Raw genomic sequence first — 3,408 nt, forward strand, 5'->3', positions numbered from 1 at the left:
TCTTCCGATCTAACCGCCGTCGGGCGCGGCGGCACCCTGCGGACGGAAGCGGTGGCGACACGTTGTAGGCATGCCTGAGCGACGCCTGCGGGGCGGGCTGTGCGGGCGGAAGCGGTGGCGACACCGACGGGCGCGCGTGAGCAAGTGGCCCGGGTTGTTGCTGTGTTCGCCGTGCTGGGCGACACCCGCGTGAGCGAGGCCAGCGGGCGGAGTGGTCACCCGCCCCGTGCGACGGCTCCGTCCCGCGCCCGGCAGCTGCCGTCAGGCGCGACGGCACCCGGTGGGCACAAGTAGCGTCGGCACCTCGTGGGCGCGCCTGAGTGACACCGGCGGGGGCGGGGCGCCGCCCGGCGGCAGGCAGCCTTGTCCCGCGCCCCGGCGCCGGGTCACATCCGCGACACGTTCCGCTCGTAGACCAGCCGCAGGCCGATCAGTGTCAGCCAGGGCTCGTGCTCGTCGATCACCGAGGCCTCGCCCAGGACCATCGGGGCAAGCCCGCCGGTCGCGATCACCGTCACGTCCTCCGGGTCGTCGGCCAGTTCCTTGGCCATCCTGGTGACGACTCCGTCGACCTGGCCGGCGAACCCGTAGACGATGCCCGACTGCATCGCCTCGACGGTGTTCTTGCCGATCACGCTGCGCGGCCGGGCCACCTCGATCTTGCGCAGCTGGGCGCCCTTGACGCCGAGCGCCTCGACCGAGATCTCGATACCGGGGGCGATGACACCGCCGACGTACTCCCCGCGCGCGGAGACCGCGTCGAACGTGGTCGCCGTACCGAAGTCGACGACGATCGCGGGGCCGCCGTAGAGCTCGACCGCGGCGACCGCGTTGATGATGCGGTCCGCGCCGACCTCCTTGGGGTTGTCGGTCAGGATCGGGACGCCCGTTTTGACGCCCGGTTCGACGAGGACGGCGGGTACGTCGCCGTAGTAGCGGCGGGTCACCTCGCGCAGTTCGTGCAGGACGGACGGCACGGTGGCACAGATCGCGATGCCGTCGATGCCGTCGCCCAGCTCCTCTCCGAGGAGCGGGTGCATGCCCATGAGGCCTTGGAGGAGTACGGCGAGTTCGTCGGCGGTGCGGCGCGCGTCCGTGGAGATGCGCCAGTGCTCGATGATCTCTTCGCCGTCGAACAGGCCCAGGACGGTGTGCGTGTTGCCCACGTCGATGGTGAGGAGCATGACTACTGCGCCTCACGGAGGTCGAGGCCGATGTCCAGGACCGGCGCGGAGTGGGTCAGGGCGCCTACGGCGAGGTAGTCCACCCCGGTGTCCGCGTACGCCTTGACGTTGTCCAGGGTGAGCCGTCCCGAGGCCTCCAGGGCGGCACGGCCGTGGACGATGCCGACGGCCTCCGCGCACTCGCCGGGCGTGAAGTTGTCCAGGAGGATCAGGTCGGCGCCGGCGTCCAGGACCTCGCGGAGCTGGTGCAGAGTGTCGACCTCGACCTCGATCGCCACGTCCGGGAAGGCCTCCCGTACGGCCTTGAAGGCCTGGGCGACACCGCCCGCGGCGACCACGTGGTTGTCCTTGACGAGGGCCGCGTCCGACAGGGACATGCGGTGGTTGACGCCGCCGCCGCAGCGGACCGCGTACTTCTCCAGGGAGCGCAGCCCGGGCGTCGTCTTGCGGGTGTCGCGGACCTTCGCCTTCGTGCCCTCCAGGGCGTCGGCCCACGCGCGCGTGGCGGTCGCGATGCCGGAGAGGCGGCACAGGATGTTGAGCGCGCTGCGCTCGGCGGTCAGCAGGTCACGCGTGCGCGTGGTGACCGACAGGAGCTTCTGCCCGGCCTCCACGCGGTCGCCGTCCTCCACGTGCCGCTCGACCTCGAACTCGTCGGTGCAGACCACGGAGACCACCGCTTCGGCGACCCTGAGGCCCGCCACTACACCGGCCTCGCGCGCGGTGAAGTCGGCGGTGGCGACGGCCTCTTCGGGGATGGTCGCCACGGTCGTCACGTCGACGCCGCCGGCCAGGTCCTCCTGGATGGCGACATTGGCGATGTCCTCGACCTCCAGGGGGTCGAGTCCGGCGTCGGCCAGGAGCTCGGCGAGCGCGGGGTCGAGACCGCACTCCAGGTACTCCGGATCGGCGCCCGCGCCACAGGCACAGCCGTCACCGCAGCCACCGCTGTCGGCGAGGGGAAGGTCGTGGGTGCTCACGTCTGTCACTGCTCCTGAGGACGGTGCTGCCGGGTCGGGGGGAAGTCTGCGGTGTCCGTGGTGTGTACGGCCAACGTGCGGTCCGGATTCAGCCGTACGACGATGTGGCGGCGCCAGGCGCTGTCGTCGCGCTCGGCATGGTCCTCGCGCCAGTGGCAGCCCCGGGTCTCCTCGCGCCGGGCGGCTGCGGTGACCAGGACGCGGGCGACGCACAGGAGGTTGGTGGCCTCCCAGGTGTCGACGCCGGGCTCGGCGGTCTTGCCGTTCTCGTCGAGCGCGTCACGGGCGTCGGTGTGCAGCTGCTGGAGCTGTCCGGCGGCCTTGGCGAGGGAGTCGGCGGAGCGCAGGACGCCCGCGCCCTCGGTCATGATCCGCTGGATCGCGAAGCGTGCCTCCGGGGCGAGCAGCGGGTGCGCGGGCTTCTGGGGGTGCGGGACCGGCTCGGGCACACGCGCGTGGAGGGCGTTCTCGGCCTGGTTCCCGGTGATGTCGGCGACGATGCGCTCGGCGTAGACGAGGCCTTCGAGGAGGGAGTTGGAGGCGAGCCGGTTCGCGCCGTGCACGCCGGTGCAGGCGACCTCTCCGCACGCGTACAGGCCCGGGACGGTCGTACGGCCTCGGGAGTCGGTGCGGACGCCCCCGGAGGCGTAGTGGGCGGCCGGGGCGACCGGGACGGGCTCGGTGACCGGGTCGATGCCGTGGCTGCGGCAGGCGGCGAGGATCGTCGGGAAGCGGTGCTCCCACATGTCGGCGCCGAAGTGCCGGGCGTCCAGGAACATGTGCTCGGCGTCCTGTTCCAGCATGCGCCGCGTGATGCCCTTGGCGACGATGTCCCGGGGCGCCAGCTCGGCCAGTTCGTGCTGGCCCACCATGAAGCGCACGCCGTCGGCGTCGACCAGGTGGGCGCCCTCGCCGCGCACCGCCTCGGAGACGAGGGGCTGCTGGCCCTCCGCGTCCGCACCCAGGAAGAGCACGGTGGGGTGGAACTGCACGAACTCCAGGTCGGAGACCTCGGCACCCGCGCGGAGGGCGAGCGCGACCCCGTCGCCGGTCGACACGGACGGGTTGGTGGTGGCCGAGAAGACCTGCCCCATGCCGCCGGTCGCGAGGACCACGGCGGGCGCGTGCACGGCGCCCACACCGTCGTGCTGCCCCTCGCCCATGACGTGCAGGCTCACGCCCGCCGTACGGCCCTCGGCGTCCGTCAGGAGGTCCAGCACGAGCGCGTTCTCGATCGTGCGCAG

The 3,408-nt window shown here is 72.3% G+C and carries 3 protein-coding genes; all 3 read right to left on the bottom strand.

The window, feature by feature from the left end; genetic code table 11:
• Window positions 1–386 precede the first annotated feature (386 nt).
• Window positions 387–1,184 carry a type III pantothenate kinase gene (locus R6V09_RS49125; protein WP_043685374.1) on the bottom strand — a complete coding sequence of 266 codons (798 nt, stop codon included), beginning with the start codon at window positions 1,182–1,184 and terminating at the stop codon, window positions 387–389.
• Between the two features lie 2 nt (window positions 1,185–1,186).
• The gene (gene nadC / locus R6V09_RS49130) at window positions 1,187–2,164 is read right to left on the bottom strand and encodes a carboxylating nicotinate-nucleotide diphosphorylase (protein ID WP_317887930.1); all 978 of its coding nucleotides are present in this window, start codon (window positions 2,162–2,164) and stop codon (window positions 1,187–1,189) included.
• A gap of 5 nt (window positions 2,165–2,169) precedes the next feature.
• The coding region (locus tag R6V09_RS49135; protein ID WP_317887931.1) for an FAD-binding protein at window positions 2,170–3,408 on the bottom strand (1,239 nt) is incomplete at its 5' end.

The sequence above is a fragment of the Streptomyces sp. W16 genome, assembly GCF_033194735.1.
Taxonomy (GTDB): domain Bacteria; phylum Actinomycetota; class Actinomycetes; order Streptomycetales; family Streptomycetaceae; genus Streptomyces.

Coding starts and splice junctions, on each gene's coding strand:
- R6V09_RS49125 (WP_043685374.1), bottom strand. CDS start 1,184: ATGCTCCTCACCATCGACGTGGGCAACACGCACACCGTCCTGGGCCTG.